Here is an 18562-nt window from a genome sequence, read left to right as displayed (position 1 = left end):
TCGCAGCGCCCGCATATCAGCGGTGGCGGTCGCCGCGCAACTCAAAGCCGGGTCCGCGAGAACGGGTTCCAGCGCACCGTGCCGAGCCTCACATCCTCGCGCACCATCGTCAAAAAGGCCGAAGCCGCCAATGACGGCGAGGCCGACAAGCGACAGAAGACCTGGCGACAGAAGATCTGGCGACAGAAGATCTGGCGACAGAAGATCTGGATATTTCTGAAGAACGCGCCCAGGATCACTGGCCCGAGTATCTGCGAATAATGCGTCGGCGCGATCCGCCCAGGCTTTTGACAACGGCATCGTTGCATGAACAGCTTGCATAGGGGAGCTGGGCGAGCAGAATTCCGTTCGTCCACGTTATTCCAGTTCCAGGGAGAACGCACAGTGAAGATACTGGCGCTCGGTGCGCATCCGGACGATATCGAGATCTTCATGTTCGGTACGATGGCGGCCTATGCCGCACAAGGCGCAGAATTGGTTTTTGCAATAGCCACGGACGGCGCCAAGGGCGGGAAGGGCGATCCGGAATTACTCGCCCGCGCTCGCCGCGAGGAAGCGGCTGTGGCGGCGGACCTGCTTGGCGCAACTCCGCACTTCCTCGGCTTTCCGGATGGCGCGCTGGTTGCCGATGCCGCGCTGATCACGGCGCTGAAGGCGCTGATTGGCGACCTGAAGCCAGATCTGGCGATCACCCATGCGCCGAACGACTACCATGGCGACCACCGTGCGCTGTCGGACGGCCTGCGCATCGCGGCATCCTTCACTGTCCCGGTGCTGCATGCCGATACGCTCGGTGGCACCGGCTTTTCGCCGACGCATTATGTCGATATCTCCGGGCATTTCGAGCTCAAGGCGATGGCGATCCGGGCGCACCAGTCGCAGGACCCCGAACGTTTCGTCGATGCGGCGCGCACGCAGAATGCGTTTCGCGCCGGCCAGTGCAATGGCGCGGCCGGTTCCTTCGCTGAGGCCTTCCGCTTCGAACCGATCTTCCCCTTCGCCGATATCCGCGCCCTGCTGCCGCCGGCCCCAGTGATCCGGCCGGTGACGGTGAGCACGAAAATGGTCAAGTGAGCCGGCGCCCGCGCGCCGGACGATCTGACACCCGCCATTTCTGAACCAAGCAACCCATGCGCCATGCTGCAGCGCAGCGACGAATTCGCTTGCCTTGTTTAGTAAAAATTGCATCACTAAACAAATTACTAAACACCCGACGCTCAACCGCGTCGCCATGTTTGGACCCCTGAGGAGGGGGGTTGAGGTTTTGAAACCGTCATCCGGACGCGTTTCGTAAATGGGAGGAAGGCATGAAATCGACCTTGAAACTGACGTTGGGACTGACCTCGGCGATGTTTGCGTCGACCGCCGTTTCGAACGTCGCGCAGGCGGAAGATCTGACGCTTTGCTGGGCAGCTTGGGACCCGGCCAACGCGCTTGTCGAATTGTCCAAGGATTTTACCAAGGAAACCGGCATCGGCATGAAATTCGAGTTCGTGCCGTGGACCAACTATGCCGATCGCTTCCTCAACGAGTTGAATTCGAAGGGCAAGCTGTGCGACCTGATCATCGGCGACAGCCAGTGGATCGGCGGCTCAGCCGAGAACGGCCACTACGTCAAGCTGAACGACTTCTTCGATAAGGAGAAGATCAGCATGGACGACTTCGTGCCGGCGACCGTCGTCGGCTATTCGGAATGGCCGAAGAACTCGCCGAACTACTGGGCGCTGCCGGCCATGGGCGATGTCGTCGGCTGGACCTACCGCAAGGACTGGTTCTCCAAGCCGGAACTGCAGAAGGAATTCAAGGAAAAATACGGCTGGGATCTCGCCGCGCCGACGACCTTCGACCAGTTGAAGCAGATCGCCGAGTTCTTCCAGAAGCGCGAGATCGACGGCAAGACGGTCTATGGCGCGTCCATCTATACCGAGCGCGGCTCCGAAGGCATCACCATGGGCGCCATGGACGTGCTCTACAGCTTCGGCTTCAACTATGAGAATCCCGACAAGCCCTACGAGATGGACGGCTTTGTCAACTCCGAGAAATCGGTGAAGGGCCTGGAGTTTTACAAGGCGCTCTATGACTGCTGCACGCCTCCCGGGGCCTCGAACAGCTACATGGGCGAAGGCGTCGACGCCTTCAAATCCGGCCAGGTGGCGATGCACATGAATTTCGCCTTTACCTGGCCCGGCCTGCAGAAAGACGAGAATGTCGGCGGCGACAAGATCGGTTATTTCGCCAATCCCAAGGGACCCGACGGCGATCAATTCGCCCAGCTCGGCGGCCAGGGCATTTCGGTGGTGTCCTATTCCGACAAGCAGGAGGCCGCGCTCAAATACATCAAGTGGTTCGCCAACAAGGACGTGCAGGCCAAATGGTGGTCGCTCGGCGGCTTTTCCTGCCTCAACGCAGTCGTCAAGGATCCAGGCTTCCCGGCCAGCCAGCCTTACGCGCAGACCTTCCTCGACTCCATGGCCATCGTGAAGGATTTTTGGGCAGAGCCCAGCTATGCGCCGCTGCTGCAGGCGTCGCAGAAGCGCTTCCATGACTATGTCGTCGCCGGCCAGGGTTCGGCCAAGGATGCGCTCGACGGCCTGGTCAAGGACTGGACCGAGGTCTTCCAGGACGATGGCAAGATGTAGTTGGGGCAGATGTAATCGGCTCCTCCCGAGCCATGCCGCGTGTCCCGTGCCGCCCTTGGCACGGGACACAGTTCAGATAAATTTCCATTGTCGAGACGACCAAGTGACCGAAGCGGGACTGACCATGCTCAATCGGACTGCGGACAGCGTTGCCCGGGCTACGCCTGAGCCGTTGGCCCGCAAGGTCCGGGGCATCAGCGACAAGGGCCTCGCCTGGCTGTTCATCTCGCCGACGATCCTGTTGCTGCTCGCCATCAACATCTTCCCGCTGTTCTGGGCGATCTATCTCTCCTTCACCAATTACCGCGCCAATCGCCCCAACGAGGTGGTCAGGAACGTCGGGCTTGCCAATTACAAACGCATCCTCGGTGACCAGGACATCTGGATCGCCATGCAGACGACGGCGCATTTCGTGTTCTGGACCATCCTGCTGCAGACGCTGATCGGCTTCACGCTGGCTTGGCTGATAGACCGGAAGTTTCGCGGCCACGCCTTCTGGACGACCATCATTCTCGTGCCGATGATGCTGTCGCCGGCAGTTGTCGGCAATTTCTGGCGCTTCCTCTACGAGCCGCAGATCGGTCTGTTCGCCTATGCCGTCTCGTTCGTCACCGGCATTCCGGCAACGCAGATCGGCATGCTCTCCAACGTGTCGCTGGCGCCGTGGTCGATCGTCATCGTCGACACCTGGATGTGGACGCCTTACGTGATGCTGATCTGTCTCGCCGGGCTGCGCTCGATCCCCGAATACATCTATGAGGCGGCCGAGGTCGACCGCGCCTCCAACTGGCGGCAGTTCTGGTCGATCACGCTGCCGATGGCGCTGCCCTTTATCATGCTGGCGGTGCTGTTCCGCGGCATCGAGAACTTCAAGATGTTCGACATGGTCAACCTGCTCACCGGCGGCGGACCGGGCTCGACCACCGAAGTCGCCTCGATCACGCTGAAGCGGCAGGCCTTCGAAAGCTGGCGGACGGGTTATTCCTCAGCCTTCGCCATCATCCTGTTCGTTGCGGTGTTCGGGCTGGCCAATATCTACGTCAAGGCGCTTAACAAGGTGAAGCAGAGATGAGCCTGACGTCAGCCCATTCAGTCGTCGCACCCTCGGCCACGTCGAAGCGCGTCGCCGGCACGATCATCGTGCTTTACGCGCTGATCTCGATCGTGCCGCTGCTGTGGATCTTCGCCACCAGCTTCAAGACGCCGCCGGATTCGATCGCCTATCCGCCGAAGATCCTGTTCCAGCCGAGCCTCGAGGGCTACTGCAATCTGTTCTCGACCCGCACCCGGCAGACACCGGAATACATCAACTCGCTGGGACCGGCGACGGGCGTCTGCGACGAGACAGTGCGCAAGCGCAACATGGTGATCGCCGGGCCGTCCAACTTCATGCCGCGCTTCATAAACTCGCTGATCATCGCCTTCGGCTCGACCTTCTGCGCGGTGTTCCTCGGCACAATGTCGGCCTATGGCTTCTCGCGCTTCAAGGTGCCGTTGGCCGACGATCTGCTGTTCTTCATCCTGTCGACGCGGATGATGCCGCCGATCGCGGTCGCTATTCCCATCTACCTGATGTACCGCGAGCTCGGCCTGTCGGACACCGCACTCGGCATGATCCTGCTCTACACGGCGGTCAACGTGTCGCTGGCCGTGTGGCTGCTCAAGGGCTTCATCGACGAGATCCCGCGCGAATATGAAGAAGCGGCGATGATCGACGGCTATACGCGGCTGCAGGCCTTCTGGCGCACCGTGCTGCCGCAGGCGACCACCGGCATTGCCGCGACGGCCATCTTCTGCCTGATCTTCGCCTGGAACGAGTATGCGTTCGCCGCACTGCTGACCTCGGGCACGGCGCAGACCGCACCGCCCTTTATCCCGACCATCATCGGCGAAGGCGGCCAGGACTGGCCGGCCGTCGCCGCGGGCACGACGATCTTCCTGGTGCCGATCCTGGTGTTCACCATCCTGCTCCGCAAGCAGTTGCTGCGTGGCATCACCTTCGGCGCGGTGCGCAAATGAGCCTGACCCAACCCGCAAAACGCAAGTCGCGCTGGCCGGCATGGGCGAGGCGCGGCCTGATGGAGAATATCGCGACGGTGATCATAGCCATTGGCTTCCTGATGTTGTTCCAGCCCTTCGCGCTGTCGCTCTATACTTATTCGTTCATCACCATGCTGGCCGGCACGGCGATGTTCATAATCGTCTCGAAATTTCCGGAGTAGACGATGGCGGAGATCAGGGTCGAGCATCTGAGAAAGGCATTCGGCGATTTCGTCGCCGTGCAGGATTCCAGTTTCGTCGTTAGAGATGGCGAGTTCTTCGTCATGCTGGGACCGTCGGGTTGCGGCAAGACGACGACCTTGCGCATGATCGCCGGCCTGGAATTGCCGACCGGCGGCAAGATCCTGCTTGGCGGCGAGGACGTCACCATGCGGCGTGCCCGCGAGCGCGACATCGCCTTCGTCTTCCAGCTGTTCGCGCTCTATCCGCATATGAATGTGCGCAGGAACATCGGCTTCCCGCTGCTGGCGCAAGGCATGCCAGGCATCGAAATCCGCCAGCGCGTCGAGGAGACGGCGAAGCTGTTGCGCATCGACCATCTGCTCAACAAATCAGTCTCCGGCCTTGCCGGCGGCGACCGCCAGCGCGTGGCGCTCGGCCGCGCCATCGTGCGGCGGCCAAAATGCTTCCTTATGGACGAGCCGCTCGGCACGCTCGACACCGAATTCCGCGATCTCATGGTCCATGAGCTGCGCGAACTGCACAACCGCATCCATGCCACCACCGTCTACGTCACGCATGACCAGATGGAAGCGATGTCGATGGCCGACAAGATCGCGGTGATGAACCATGGCGTCATCGAACAATTCGGCACGCCACGCGAAATCTACGATCGGCCGGCGACGATGTTCGTCGCCGATTTCATCGGCTCGCCGCCGATGAATTTTCTCGGCTTTGGCGGCGGGCTTTCAAAGGGCGCCAGGGAGATCGTGGTGCAAGGCGCCAAGGTGGCAGTGCCGGAGGTGCGCGAGGATATCGCGTCGACCGACATGGCGCTCGGCATCCGGCCGGAACACATCCGTTTCGACGACGGCTCGAAGCTGCGCGGCGCCATCTATGGCACCGAATATCTCGGCACCACGCAGATCGTTGCGGTGGAGACATCAGGCGGCATCATCAAGGCGCGGGTGCCGGCCGAAATCCGGCTCAATGCGGGCGACCATGTCGGCCTGGCGCTGAGCAGCGCACGGCTGTCGCTGTTCGAGAAGGGATCCGGCCGCGCGGTGCGAACCGCAATCCATGACGCGGCCTCCCAGGGAAAAGCGCATCATGGCTGACGTGCACATCAAAGGCGTGACAAAAGCCTTCGGCGACCATGTCGCCGTGGACACTCTCGATCTGCACGTCGCCGATGGCGAATTCGTCGTGCTGCTCGGCCCGACCGGGGCCGGCAAGACGACGACGCTCCGGCTTGTCGCAGGATTGGAACGGCCGGATACGGGCTCAATCCATATCGGCGGCCGTGATGCGACAATGTTGTCGCCGGCCGAGCGCGACACCGCCTTCGTCTTCCAGCAATATTCGCTCTATCCGCATCTGTCAGTCTACGACAACCTGGCCTTTCCGCTGCGCTCGCCGGCGCGGCGGCTGAGCGAGGACGAGGTGCGCCGCCGCGTCGAGGATGTGGCCAAGATGGTGCGTATCCACCACAAGCTCTCCAACCGCTCCACCAAACTTTCCGGCGGCGAGATGCAGCGCGTCGCCATCGGACGCGCCCTAGTGCGCAAGCCCTCGATCTACCTGATGGACGAGCCGCTGTCGTCGCTCGATGCCAAGCTGCGCGCCGATCTCCGGCTTGAGCTGAAGCGCATTCAGGCCGAGGTCGGCGCTACCATGCTTTATGTCACGCACGACCAGATCGAAGCGATGACGATGGCCGATCGGATCGGGATTCTCGCCGATGGCGTTCTGGTGCAGATCGGCACGCCGCGGACGATCTATTCCGAGCCGGCAAACCTTCATGTCGCCGCAAGGCTCGGCCAGCCGGCGATCAATCTGTTGCCGACCGGCCTGCTGCCCGATGGCGACATGCCGGCGGGAACCAGGACGATCGGTGCGCGTACAGAACATCTGTCGATCGGCAAGGCATCGAACGGCCCCGCCGACGGCGTTGTTGACTGGGTCGAACATCTGGGCGACCAGAATCACCTGCATGTGACGGTGGGAAGCAAAAAGCTGGTGACGCTGACCGACCCCGACACGCAATTGGAAAGAGGCGACAGGGTGGCTATTCGTTACCGGGCGCCGCTGTTCTTCGACCAGGCCGGCAACAGGATTGCAAACCGATGAGCCCTGGGACGCTGGACAAGACTGGGACGATGGACAAGGTTGACCTGAAGACGCTGATATCAGCCACCGCCGACACGATTGCAGCTCACGCGGACGAGCTGACCGCGCTCGACCAGGCGATCGGCGACGGCGACCATGGGCTCAATATGAAGCGCGGCTTTGAGGCGGTGCGAGCTGAGGCCGAGGCGTTCGCGGCAAAGCCATTGCCGGAGGCGCTGAAGGCGATCGGCACCAAGCTGGTGATGACGGTCGGCGGGGCGTCGGGACCGCTGTTCGGGACGCTGTTCATGGCGCTCGGCAAGGGGATTTCCGCTGAGCCGGATCACGCCAATCTGGCGGCGGCTTTCGGTAAGGCAATCGAGGCGGTGGCAGCCAGGGGCAAGTCGCAGGTCGGGCAAAAGACCATGCTCGACGTGCTGAAGCCGGTGCATGACGCCCTGCTGCAGGGAAAAACCGGGGTGGAAATCGCCGATGTCGCGGACAATGCGGCCGCTGCCACCGTGCCGATGAAAGCCTTGCGCGGACGCGCCTCGTTTCTCGGCGACCGCTCGATCGGCCATATGGATGCCGGCGGGCGCTCGGTCGCGCTTTTGGTGCGGGCCGTCGTCGAAAGCATCGAGGGGCAAGCATGAGCAATGTCGGCATCGTCATCGTATCGCATTCACCGCTGGTCGCCGAAGGCACGGCCGATATGGTGCGCCAGATGGTCGGCGACGAAGTGCCGCTTGCATGGTGCGGCGGAAACGGCCATGGCGGGCTGGGAACCAATGTCGAGGCGATCATGGGCGCCATCGACAAGGCCTGGTCGGAGGCGGGCGTCGCCATACTTGTCGATCTTGGCGGCGCCGAGACCAACAGCGAGATGGCGGTCGAGATGATCGGCGAGCCGCGCGCGCACAAGATCATCGTCTGCAATGCGCCGATCGTCGAAGGCGCGGTGATGGCGGCGACGGAGGCGTCCGGCGGCGCCTCGCTCAGGGAAGTGGTGGCGACGGCACACGAATTGTCGCCATCGTGAATGAACAGGAATTTTGACAGCATGTCCGCATCCGCCGAAGCCACAGTCCTGATCACCCATGAGGTCGGTCTGCATGCGCGCCCTTCGGTGAAGTTTACCAAGCTCGCCAAGACATTTTCAGCCGAAGTCGAAGTGGCGCTCGCCGCCAACGGGCCTTGGTTCGACGCCAAGAGCATCGTCAAGGTGATGGCGGCCAAGGCGCCGAAAGGCACGGTGCTGCATATCCGAGCGAGGGGTGACGGCGCCGGCGAGGCGGTCGGCGCGCTAGTCGAGCTGGTGCGGCGCGACTTCGACGAGGGCGTGGACCATGCCCGAACCGCTTAGGCTGAAGGGGATTTCGGCTTCGGCCGGCTATGCCGAAGGGCCGCTGTTCAACCTCGATCCGGTTGTCGCGCGCTATAACCGTAAAGCGACCGCCGCTGACGAGAGGCTCGCGCTCGGAACGGCAATCAAGGCAGCGACCGGCCGACTTGCCACGCTCGTCGAAGCGACCGAGGGCGATGCAGCCGAAATTCTCGAATTCCAGCTCGCCATGCTGGAGGACGATGCACTGACCGGCCCGGCCTTTGCCGCGATTGCCGTCGGCCAGCCGGCCGATACGGCATGGCGGCAGGCGCTCGACGCCGAAATTGTGGGCTACGAGACGTCCGATCAGGACTATTTCCGGGCGCGCGCCGCCGACATACGCGACATACGCGACCAGGTGCTGCGTACACTGACCGAAGAGAGCGAGGCTGCGGCGCCGGCAGGAGCCATCTTCTATGGCGAGGACATCGCGCCGACGCGCTTTCTCGAAACCGACTGGAGTTCCGGCGGCGGCATTGCGCTGAAAGCGGGCAGTGCCGCCAGCCATGTCGCCATGCTGGCGCGCTCGCGCGGCGTGCCGATGATCGTGGGGCTCGGTGCTTCGCCGGCTCATCTTGCCGGCGTCGCCCTGCTTGATGCCGAGCATGGCGGCATCATATTGGCGCCATCAAGGGCAGAGGTCGAGGCGTTCCGGCGAAAATCGTCCTCTTTCGCGGCACGTCGCGACCGGGCGGAAACTTTTTTGACCCGGCCGGCAGTGACGAATGCCGGGACGGCGGTGCGGGTGCAGGTCAACATCGCCGATCCGTCCGATGTCGACAGCATCGATGTCTCGACCTGCGACGGCGTCGGGCTAATGCGGACCGAATTCCTGTTCGGCAAGACGCTGCCGGATGAGGAAGCGCAATATCGAGCTTACCGCAAAGTGCTCGAATGGGCTGAAGACAGACCGGTGACAATTCGTACCGTCGACGCCGGCGGCGACAAGCCGGTGCCGGGCTTCACCGTCGACGAGGGCAATCCGTTTCTCGGCCTGCGCGGCATCAGGCTATCGCTGGCACGGCCGGAGGTTTTTCGGGTACAGATCCGGGCGCTGCTGCGCGCCGCCATTCATGGCAATCTCAAGGTGATGTTCCCGATGATCGCCGTTGTGGACGAATATCAGCGTGCCGCCGCCCTGTTCGCGGAAGAGAAGGCCGCGCTTGCCGCGCGCGGCGTCGCGCAAAAAATGCCGCCGCTCGGCATCATGGTCGAGGTGCCATCGGTGGCGATCGCTCCCGAGGCTTTTGCCGAGGTCGCTTTCTTGTCGATCGGCTCGAACGACCTGACCCAGTATGTGATGGCGGCGGCGCGCGACAATGCTTCGGTTGCGCATCTCAATTCGATCAGGCATCCGGCCGTGCTTCGGCTGATCGCCTCGGTTGCGGCATTCGGCCGCGCGCAAAAGATTCCGGTCAGCTTGTGCGGCGACGCCGGCGGCGATCCGGCGGCGATCCCGGCGCTGATCGAGGCCGGCCTGCGTGACCTTTCCGTGGTTCCCGCCCAACTCGCAATGGCCAAGGCGGCCATTGCGGACGTTTCGATCTAGGCGCGGGCATGGCCGAGAAGACACCCGAACCCGGCTCCGAAGAGGCGATCCGCGCCTATAAGATGATCCTGTCGCAGGTCCTCGACCAGCGCCCGTCCGGCATGCGCCAGCGCTTGGCCGATGCGCTCGGCAAGCACCGCAGCTTCGTCACGCAGATTTCCAGCCCGGCCTATTCGATCCCGATCCCGTCGAAACATTTGCCGGCTATTTTCTCCGTCTGCCATTTCAGCCCGGCCGAACGCGACCATTTTCTTGCCGCCTACCATCAGGCGCATCCCGGAAAAATGTCGGTGGCATCAGGCATGCGCAAGACGCGGCATGTCTCGCTGATCGTTCCCGATTTCGGCGACGACAAGCAGAATGCAGCGCTCGACCGGGCGGTCAACGATTTCATCCAGAAAATAACCAGCATCGCCGGCAAGGGCGGGACATAGTCGCGCCACGCCTGGCCATTTCGGAAGGACGGTCATGAAGAAATTTCTGAATTCGGTCGACACGGTGCTGGCCGAAAGCCTCGACGGCTTCGTCGCCGCGCACTCCGACATACTGGTGCTGGGCGACGATCACAAATTCGTTCGCCGCAAGGCGCTCAAGCCCGGCAAGGTGGCGCTGATTTCCGGCGGCGGCTCTGGCCACGAACCGCTGCATGGCGGGCTGGTCGGCCATGGAATGCTGGACGCCGCCTGCCCCGGTCAGGTGTTCACCTCGCCGACGCCGGACCAGATGCTGGCGGCTGCAGAGGCGGTCAACACCGGCGCCGGTTGCCTGTTTATCGTCAAGAACTACGAGGGGGATGTGATGAATTTCGAGATGGCCGCCGAAATGTCGGAGGGGGTCATGCAAGTGGTGACCAATGACGACGTCGCGGTCGAGAACTCCTCCTACACCACTGGCCGGCGCGGCGTTGCCGGCACCCTGGTGGTCGAGAAGATCGTCGGCGCCGCAGCCGAGCAAGGCATGGCACTGAAGCCGTTGAAGGCGCTTGGCGAACGCGTCAATACCGCAACGCGGTCTATGGGCGTTGCGCTGACCAGCTGCACCGTACCGGCGGCCGGCAAGCCGACCTTCGATATCGGCGACGGCGAGATGGAGTTCGGCGTCGGCATTCATGGCGAGCCCGGCCGCCGCCGCGACACGTTGAAGAGCGCCGATGCCATCGCCGAGGAGATCTGCTCGGCAATCCTGGGCGATCTGCGCGACAGGGCGAAAGGCCCGGCGCTGCTTTTCATCAACGGCTTCGGCGGCACGCCGCTGATGGAGCTCTATCTGATGTACAACAGCGCCCGGAAAATCTTCGGGAGCAACGGCGTGACGGTCACTCGCTCACTGGTCGGGTCCTATGTGACATCGCTCGACATGGCCGGCTGCTCGATCACGCTGACCATGTTCGACGACGAGACGACCGCATTGTGGGACGCACCGGTGCATACGGCTGCGCTGCGCTGGGGGATGTAGAACCGCCAACACCTCGCTGCCGCTTACAACAAAGTGGCGGTCAAAAAGCAAAGCCGCTTCAGTCTGCGAAGTGGGCCTTCGCAAGGACTCCCAACAACAGTCGGTGACAAAACTGTCATGCTCTATCCCGAGCATTATCAGGCCAGTGTGGTGGAGTTAGGCACAATGTTGCTTTGTTTACCTTTGGTAAGGTAAGGAATCCGGCGATTTTGGGAAGGCAGAACATGCGTTACAATTGGGATCGAGCGCCGACGGGTTTCGAACGTCACAGAAAGGCGCTGGCCGCTGCCTTGCTGATCGCCGGCGGTGTCGGCCTCGTGCTCGCGGCGCTGCCGCTTTAGAACCGTATTTGAGCGCAAGCAGCGCTTTTCAACGCAGCTGGCCGGTCACGGCGATAAAGCGGCGGTCCAGTCCTTCAAATCCCTGGCTGAAGCGTTGCACGAGCACGGCAAGCACTGCCGGTTTGCCGTCGGGGGTGAATGCATAGGATTCCGACAGGCTGTAGGAGGTCGGGCAATTCCTCGAGCCGGGCACGGTCTTGTCCTCATGCAGCAGTTGGAACGGCTTGCCATCCTGTGCCTGCAGCGTCACGCGGAAACCGAACGCCTTGCCGGCCGTGGCGCCTTGCTGCTCGTCGAAACTCGACGAGCAATCCATCGTGCTGTCGGCAAGAATCTGGTCGAGCTGGATGATCGAGATGCCGAGCTCGTCATAGGTCGGCGAAAGCCATTTCTGCGAGACCTGCTCGAGGCGCGCAATGTCTTGGTAAGCGACCATGTCGTCCGGAAAGGTGAACCTGTCCAAGGCCGTCCGCTCGCCGCGCGCCGCTATGGCATATTGGGCGAGGATCGGCGCCGCCTGCGCGGCAGCCTGTGCCCTCGCCTGATCGAGAGTGAGCGTCGCCTCCTCGGTTTCGTCGACGATGCGGATCGGTTTGCCGCCGACGAACTCATCGGTGCGCGTGTCGATGATGTCGATCTCCGACCAGCCAGAATCCGAAGCGCCGGCATCGAGCGTGCCGTACTGTTCGAAGGCGAAGTACGTACCGTCCGGCGAAAAGCCGATAATGCGCCGTGCCGCCGCATCGCCGGCCTGAGCGGCGGAAGCGACCATCAACAGCATCGCGGCCAATAAGGCAGATCCAACCTTGCATCGCAACTTCATTGCGCCTTGCCCCAATTATGACCCCAGACCCCAATTATGACCCGAGACCATCGTGCCGGGTATTTGCGACCAAGGCGAGAACGCCAAAAGACGAAATTGCATATGCTTGCAAAAACAGCATACGCTATTTCAAAGACATCAGACATTCCTGGGGAGGAAGCCGGATGGCGTCACGCTACCACGAGGTCTATGACGGCTGGAAACGCGACCCGGAAAAATTCTGGGCGAATGCGGCCAAAGCCATCGACTGGTTCACACCGTTCGACACGGTCTTCGATCCGAATGCCGGCGTCTATGGGCGCTGGTTTGGCGGCGCCTCCTGCAACACCTGCTTCAACGCCGTCGACCGCCACCTGGCGGCTGGCCGCGCCGATCAGATCGCGCTGATCCATGACAGCGCGATTTCAGGCACGATCAGGAAATTCACCTATGCCGAACTGAAACGCGAGGTGGTCGCGCTGACGTCGGTGCTGAAGAACCGCGGCGTCCAGAAAGGCGATCGGGTCATCATCTATATGCCGATGGTGCCGGAAGCGGCGTTTGCCATGCTTGCCTGCGCCCGCATCGGCGCCGTGCATTCGGTCGTCTTCGGCGGCTTTGCCTCGCACGAGCTCGCCACGCGCATCGACGATGCCAGGCCGAAGCTGATCATTTCCGCCTCTTGCGGCCTGGAGCCCGGGCGCGTCGTCGCCTACAAGCCGCTGCTCGACAAGGCGATCGAGATGTCGCGGCACAAGCCCGAGGCCTGCCTCATCCTCCAGCGCGACCAGCTGCCCTGCGAGCTCAGGGAAAACCACGACATCGACTATGCCGACGCCGTCGCCCGCGAGCGGGCCGCAGGCGCCAATGTCGACTGCGTTCCAGTGCTCGCCACCGATCCGCTCTACATCATCTACACCTCCGGAACGACCGGCCAGCCCAAGGGCATCGTGCGCGACAATGGCGGCCACATGGTTGCGCTGAAATGGTCGATGGAGAACGAGTTCGGCGTCAAGCCGGGCGAGGTGTTCTGGGCGGCTTCCGATGTCGGCTGGGTGGTCGGCCATTCCTACATCGTCTACGGCCCGCTGCTGCATGGCTGCACGACCGTCATGTTCGAAGGCAAGCCGGTCGGCACGCCCGACGCCGGCACCTACTGGCGGGTGATCGCGGAGCATGGCGTCGTCGCGCTGTTTACCGCGCCGACCGCCTTCCGCGCTATCAAGGGACAGGATCCCGGGGGCGAATTCGTCCCGAAATACGACCTGTCGAAATTCCGCACACTGTTCCTCGCCGGCGAGCGCGCCGATCCGGAAACTATCAAATGGGCGGAGCAGAAACTGAGCGTGCCGGTAATCGACCATTGGTGGCAGACCGAGACCGGCTCGCCGATGACGATCAACCCAGCCGGATTGGGCCTGCTGCCGGTGAAATACGGCTCGCCCGGGGTGCCGATGCCCGGCTACGACATCCGTGTGCTCGACGATGCCGGCCACGAAGTGCCGCGCGGCACGTTGGGCAATGTCGTGGTCAAGCTGCCGCTGCCGGCCGGCTGTCTGCCGACGCTGTGGAATGCCGATGACCGGTTTCGCCAAGCCTATCTCGATGAACTCCCCGGTTTCTACAAAACGGCGGATGCCGGCATGATGGACGAGGACGGCTATTTGTTCGTCATGGCCCGAACCGACGACATCATCAATGTCGCCGGCCACCGGCTTTCGACCGGCGCCATGGAGGAGGTGCTGGCCGCGCATCCAGACGTTGCCGAATGCGCCGTCATCGGCATCGCCGACGCGATGAAGGGCCAGGTTCCGCTCGGCTTCGTCGTGCTGAATGCGGGTGTCGCGCGTGACACCGGCACTATTGAGACCGAGGTGGTCACGCTGGTGCGCGAGCGGATCGGCCCGGTCGCCGCGTTCAAAACGGTGGTGACGATCAAGCGCCTGCCAAAGACGCGCTCCGGCAAAATCCTGCGCGGCACCATGCAGAAGATTGCCGACAAGGAAGAATGGACGATGCCGGCGACCATCGACGATCCGATCATTCTCGACGAAATCACCGCAGCGCTGAAGAGACGCGGAATCGGCCTGTAAAGACATCGGAGCATCGACAGCGCGCCCGGTAGCCAATTGGCCATTGTGCAATGCAGCAAATCGCCATCCAGTTTTGTCGGGGTCGCCCACCGACGATTACGCATGGCTCAGCAAAAAACCACATTTGGCGGCGTCGACATACTTCGATTTCTCGCCGCAGTCCTCGTGATGTTCTACCACTATGGTTACTGGGTGTGGGCCTTTCCCGCCGGCGTTTCGGCACGGGCCACCGGCGGCATCCCGCCGCATCCGGAACTGGAGATGCTCGGCTCCGGATGGGGGCGTACAGGTGTTTTTCGTCATCAGCGGCTTCGTCATCGCCTTCAGCGCCGAAAACTCGACCGCCTTGCGGTTTTTCGAGGCAAGGGTGAGGCGGCTGGCGCCGGCGGTCTGGATCTGCGCGCCGGTCACCGCGGCGGTGCTGCTCCTCGTCGGGCTCAGCTGGCCGACGGATGCCGTGACCCGGCGCGTTCGCACGGCATTGTTCGCTCCCTACTCGCCCTGGGTCGACAGCGTCTATTGGATGCTCGGCATCGAGATCGCCTTTTACGCCGTCGTCTGGACCTTGCTGTGGCTGGGCCGCTTCCATCTGATGGAGGTGGTGGCCATCGTGATCGGCCTGATCAGCACGCTCTTCTGGTGCCTGTATTATCCGCTCGACTGGTCGGAGTTTGCCGAGACGCGTTGGTTAGCCCTGCTGCTGGTGCATCATGGATGCTTCTTTGCGACGGGCGTGATGATCTGGCTGATGCGCTTCAAGGCGGTGACGCCGTTCCGTCTTGTCCTCTGCGCGCTGTTTCTAGCCGGCTGCGTCCTGCAGATCGCCAGTTCGGTCGATGTTCACACCTTAGGTCGAAGAGCAGATGCCATACGCGCCACCGATCGTCTTCTTCCTGGTTGCCATAGCCCTGATGGCATGGTCGTTGCGGCTCGACCTGTCCTGGCGCGGCTGGCGCCGGATTGGCCTGATGACCTATCCTCTCTATCTGATCCATGATGTCGTCGGCGCGGCCATTCTCGGCGCCCTGATGCGTGCGGGAGTGCCGTACCTGCTTTCGGTGGTCATCGTCGGCGCGACCATGATCGCCGCGAGCTGGCTGATTGCGATCGAGGCCGAACCGCGAATCCGGCTTCTGCTCGACCACACGATCGTCCGCTACCGTCTCAAGGCGGCGTAAGCGGGCCCGGTTCCTGGCTGCAAACGTCCTGCGGTGGGAATGTGCGGCGCGAAGCATAGTGCCCACGCCTTTTGCGCGACCCGTCGCGGCTCGGCGACCTCTACTGGTCAAGCGAGGAGATCGACCCGTACCTAAGAGACATATTCTCCGCCGATCTTACCGGCTCTTGCGCAGGGCTGCCGGTCATGGTCTGTTCGAGGGGCATTCGTGTTCGCTCACGCCGGCTCAGGCCCGGTATCGGCCTGGCCGCGCAGGACGCCACGATCTGCTCAACATCCCTTCCTAATATACCGGCCTCAGGTGTTTGCTTTCGTCCGCGCTTCCGATTTTTCCAGATAGTAGGACGAATATCTGTCGAAGAATTTTTCCGAGCCGCCGATCGATCCATACTTCGCCAGCTTCTTCAAATCGACCTTGTTGAGGACCACGCCGACGATCTTGTTGGCGATATAGGGTTCCGAACTCAGTATGGATTGCACCATCGCACGCGGCGTGCGCCCCCATTCGGTTACGAGCACGAAGCCGTCGGCAAGCGGAGCAAAGGCCTTGGCATCGACCACGGGGCCGAGCGGCGGCAGATCGACGATGATGTACTCGAAGGTCTCCTTGGCATTGTCGATGAAACGCCGCATCCCGGCCGACGATAGAAGCTCGCTGGTGTGCGAGAAATGACCGCGCGGCACAGCCGGGACAATCGCCAGCTTGGTCTGCCGGTCGATCTTGCCGACGGACTGCCAGGTCTGCCCGCTCACTACCGCCTCCATCAGGCCTTGCTCGGCCTCCATGCCAAGGCTGCGGCTGAGGCCGGGTTTGCGCAGGTCGCCGTCCACCAGCAGGGTTTTCGACCCGTTGGCAGCAAGCAGTCCGGCCAGATTCGCCGCCACGGTCGACTTGCCCTCACCGGGAAGAACCGAGATCACGCCAATGACCCGGCTGCCTTGCCCTTCCATCACGACGTCGAAGGCAATCTTGGCGCTGCGAAGCGTTTCGGAAAACATCGATGCCGGGGCGTCGATGCTCACCCGCATGCGCGCGCGTCTTTCAGCGGCCGACGGTGATTGGGCCGTTTTGATGTCCGCCTGACCGTCATCGCGCTTGTCGTCCTTGGCGACCTTGCTGCCAATGATCGGCAGGTAGCCGAGGAATTTGAGGCCGACGCGATCGCGAACGTCTTCGCCGGTCCTGAAGAACCGCTCCCTGAATTCATTCAGGCCACCAACCCCGGCCCCCATCATCACGCCAAGCACAAGCGAAAGTCCCAGCACTATGGACGTGCGCGGGGTTGCCGCGGACTGCGGCAGCGTCGCGTCCGAGATGACGCGGATCTTGCCAACCGGGAAGGATTGCTGCTGGGAGGCTTCTTCGTAGCGGCCAAGGAACGTCTGATAGAGCGTCGAGAGCGCCGTTGCCTTCTGCTCGAGTTCGCGCAGCTTGACCTGCGACTGGTTGTCGATGGAACTCTTGCCCGCCGCTAACGCGACATTTGCGCGGAGCGCCGTCTCGCGCGCGAGAGCAACTTCGTATTCGTTGCGGTAGCCTTCGGTCAACTGCTTCAGCTCGCCGAAAATCTGCGCTGATATGTCGGCCTTTTCCTTGGCAAGTGCGACCGCCTGGGGATGCTCAGCCCCGAAATTGGCTTCGATATCCTGCTGCCGCTTGGCGACAGTGAGATAGCGGGTCTTGAGCGTTGAAATGATCGAGTTGCTTGGCTGGTCGGCGGATATGGCGGCATCCCTGAATGCGTTGTCCGAACCGCTTTCGACGATCGACTTGTATTGCTGGTAGCGGGCGCTGGCGCGGGCGGTATCGGCCTGCGCCTCAATGAGCTGGCCATTGAGGTCCGACAGTTGCTTGTCGCTGATCAACTGGCCGTCATCGACGGCCAATCCGTGTTCGGCCCTGAACTTCTCGACGGCGAGCGACGCTGCCTGGGAACTTTCACGAAGCTCCGTCAGCCGGCCTTGCAGCCAGACCGCCGCGCGCTCGGTCGCATCGAAGCTCGCATCGAGCTGATCCGCGAGGTAGGCGTCTGCGTAGGCTTTGGTGATCGCGGTCGCAAGTGCGGGATCCGTCGCTTGATAAGCGATGGAGATCACATAGCTTCGACCGATGCGCTCGGCCTGCACTTCGTTTTGCAGTTTGAGGATCGCGTAATCGCGGCGTGACGAGGCAATCATCGCGTCACGCGTCGCCGGATCAAGCTGGGTGACGTCGGTGGTGCCCACGGCGGGGCTGGGACGGAAGTACCGGATCACGCCGCGCACAAAGCCGGCCGCCTTCGACACGGCCGATGTGGGAGGATACAAGAAAGCGTCGTTCTGATCGAGCTTCTGCTTGTCGACGACCACCGCCGCCAACCTCGCCGAGTGAAGAATTTCGATCTGGCTCAGAATGGCGGAATCGGTCTGCATGCTGACCGACGCCGCCGACACCTCGTCAACGACCTTATTCAAGCCTTCGTCGATAAGCACGCGGCTGGTCGCCATGTAGGTGGGAGGCGTGGTCTGCAAATAGAGCACGCCCAGAAAAAGACCGATGGCAGCGCATGCCGCAACCACCTTTGCCTGCCTTGCTGCCATGCTGAGCAAGCGCTCGACATCGATGAAGTCGTCGGCGCTGACTGCGTCCGAACTCGGCAATGGTTTCCTCTTGTCGAGAGGAAAATTGGCATAATTCATCTTCGGTCCAATTCTACTTTGCATCTAGAGCGGCGGTCCCTCAAGTCGACCTGTGCCGCCGCTCTATCTCTTGTTTGAGCATCGGATTTCCCAAAACCGCCTCTACTTTGGGTC

The 18562-nt window shown here is 62.3% G+C and carries 19 protein-coding genes; 16 read left to right on the top strand and 3 right to left on the bottom strand.

Annotated elements, in window-relative coordinates; genetic code table 11:
• Nucleotides 1-384 precede the first annotated feature (384 nt).
• The 13 genes from ACWTU7_RS10385 to dhaK all read left to right on the top strand — a co-directional run bounded on the left by ACWTU7_RS10385 (nt 385) and on the right by dhaK (nt 11356).
• A complete protein-coding gene (locus ACWTU7_RS10385) occupies nt 385-1074 on the top strand; it encodes a PIG-L deacetylase family protein (protein WP_455839886.1) in 690 nt (229 codons plus the stop codon).
• 233 nt (nt 1075-1307) lie between these two features.
• Nucleotides 1308-2639: an ABC transporter substrate-binding protein gene (locus ACWTU7_RS10380; protein WP_029347721.1), complete on the top strand. Its 1332-nt coding sequence runs from the start codon at nt 1308-1310 to the stop codon at nt 2637-2639.
• A gap of 124 nt (nt 2640-2763) precedes the next feature.
• Nucleotides 2764-3711, top strand: a complete 948-nt coding sequence (locus tag ACWTU7_RS10375) for a carbohydrate ABC transporter permease (protein WP_036267555.1) — start codon at nt 2764-2766, stop codon at nt 3709-3711.
• A complete protein-coding gene (locus tag ACWTU7_RS10370; RefSeq protein ID WP_029347718.1) occupies nt 3708-4658 on the top strand; it encodes a carbohydrate ABC transporter permease in 951 nt (316 codons plus the stop codon). Before ACWTU7_RS10375 ends, ACWTU7_RS10370 begins: the two co-directional genes overlap by 4 nt.
• Nucleotides 4655-4861, top strand: coding sequence for a hypothetical protein (locus ACWTU7_RS10365; RefSeq protein WP_029347717.1), 207 nt, complete (start codon nt 4655-4657; stop codon nt 4859-4861). Before ACWTU7_RS10370 ends, ACWTU7_RS10365 begins: the two co-directional genes overlap by 4 nt.
• Nucleotides 4862-4864: 3 nt before the next feature.
• Nucleotides 4865-5977 (top strand): ABC transporter ATP-binding protein, encoded by a 1113-nt coding sequence (locus tag ACWTU7_RS10360; RefSeq protein WP_455839885.1) that lies wholly within the window; start codon nt 4865-4867, stop codon nt 5975-5977.
• Nucleotides 5970-6989: an ABC transporter ATP-binding protein gene (locus ACWTU7_RS10355; RefSeq protein ID WP_095521028.1), complete on the top strand. Its 1020-nt coding sequence runs from the start codon at nt 5970-5972 to the stop codon at nt 6987-6989. Before ACWTU7_RS10360 ends, ACWTU7_RS10355 begins: the two co-directional genes overlap by 8 nt.
• A gap of 29 nt (nt 6990-7018) precedes the next feature.
• On the top strand, nt 7019-7621 hold the full coding sequence (gene dhaL, locus ACWTU7_RS10350) for a dihydroxyacetone kinase subunit DhaL (RefSeq protein WP_455839950.1): 603 nt from the start codon (nt 7019-7021) through the stop codon (nt 7619-7621).
• Nucleotides 7618-8007: a dihydroxyacetone kinase phosphoryl donor subunit DhaM gene (gene dhaM, locus ACWTU7_RS10345; RefSeq protein ID WP_027151568.1), complete on the top strand. Its 390-nt coding sequence runs from the start codon at nt 7618-7620 to the stop codon at nt 8005-8007. Before dhaL ends, dhaM begins: the two co-directional genes overlap by 4 nt.
• A 21-nt stretch (nt 8008-8028) precedes the next feature.
• Nucleotides 8029-8331, top strand: a complete 303-nt coding sequence (locus tag ACWTU7_RS10340) for an HPr family phosphocarrier protein (RefSeq protein WP_095521149.1) — start codon at nt 8029-8031, stop codon at nt 8329-8331.
• A complete protein-coding gene (ptsP, locus tag ACWTU7_RS10335; protein WP_455839884.1) occupies nt 8315-9901 on the top strand; it encodes a phosphoenolpyruvate--protein phosphotransferase in 1587 nt (528 codons plus the stop codon). The genes ACWTU7_RS10340 and ptsP overlap by 17 nt, the downstream gene beginning before the upstream one ends.
• A gap of 8 nt (nt 9902-9909) precedes the next feature.
• Nucleotides 9910-10335: a hypothetical protein gene (locus tag ACWTU7_RS10330; protein ID WP_065006028.1), complete on the top strand. Its 426-nt coding sequence runs from the start codon at nt 9910-9912 to the stop codon at nt 10333-10335.
• 34 nt (nt 10336-10369) lie between these two features.
• Nucleotides 10370-11356 carry a dihydroxyacetone kinase subunit DhaK gene (gene dhaK, locus ACWTU7_RS10325; RefSeq protein ID WP_455839883.1) on the top strand — a complete coding sequence of 329 codons (987 nt, stop codon included), beginning with the start codon at nt 10370-10372 and terminating at the stop codon, nt 11354-11356.
• Nucleotides 11357-11725: 369 nt separating this feature from the next.
• Here the strand turns inward: dhaK and ACWTU7_RS10320 are convergent, their stop codons facing one another.
• Nucleotides 11726-12478 carry a DUF2259 domain-containing protein gene (locus tag ACWTU7_RS10320; RefSeq protein ID WP_455839949.1) on the bottom strand — a complete coding sequence of 251 codons (753 nt, stop codon included), beginning with the start codon at nt 12476-12478 and terminating at the stop codon, nt 11726-11728.
• A 206-nt stretch (nt 12479-12684) separates the two neighbouring features.
• Here ACWTU7_RS10320 and ACWTU7_RS10315 point away from each other — a divergent pair, with 206 nt between their 5' ends.
• Complete coding sequence (locus ACWTU7_RS10315) at nt 12685-14592, top strand: propionyl-CoA synthetase (protein WP_455839882.1); 1908 nt, start codon at nt 12685-12687, stop codon at nt 14590-14592.
• Nucleotides 14593-14688: 96 nt separating this feature from the next.
• Here the strand turns inward: ACWTU7_RS10315 and ACWTU7_RS10310 are convergent, their stop codons facing one another.
• A complete protein-coding gene (locus tag ACWTU7_RS10310; RefSeq protein ID WP_455839958.1) occupies nt 14689-15003 on the bottom strand; it encodes a hypothetical protein in 315 nt (104 codons plus the stop codon).
• Between ACWTU7_RS10310 and ACWTU7_RS10305 the strand changes: the two genes are divergently transcribed.
• Together ACWTU7_RS10305 and ACWTU7_RS10300 are read left to right on the top strand one after the other, a co-directional pair.
• A complete protein-coding gene (locus ACWTU7_RS10305; RefSeq protein WP_455839948.1) occupies nt 14894-15589 on the top strand; it encodes a hypothetical protein in 696 nt (231 codons plus the stop codon). The genes ACWTU7_RS10310 and ACWTU7_RS10305 overlap by 110 nt on opposite strands.
• A complete protein-coding gene (locus ACWTU7_RS10300) occupies nt 15561-15770 on the top strand; it encodes a hypothetical protein (protein ID WP_455839881.1) in 210 nt (69 codons plus the stop codon). The genes ACWTU7_RS10305 and ACWTU7_RS10300 overlap by 29 nt, the downstream gene beginning before the upstream one ends.
• 296 nt (nt 15771-16066) lie before the next feature.
• On the opposite strand, the gene ACWTU7_RS10295 is transcribed toward ACWTU7_RS10300, so the two are convergent.
• Complete coding sequence (locus ACWTU7_RS10295) at nt 16067-18448, bottom strand: polysaccharide biosynthesis tyrosine autokinase (protein ID WP_455839880.1); 2382 nt, start codon at nt 18446-18448, stop codon at nt 16067-16069.
• Nucleotides 18449-18562 lie beyond the last annotated feature (114 nt).

Source organism: Mesorhizobium sp. BHscii (assembly GCF_053848065.1).
This window is presented reverse-complemented; position numbering and strand designations above follow the sequence as displayed.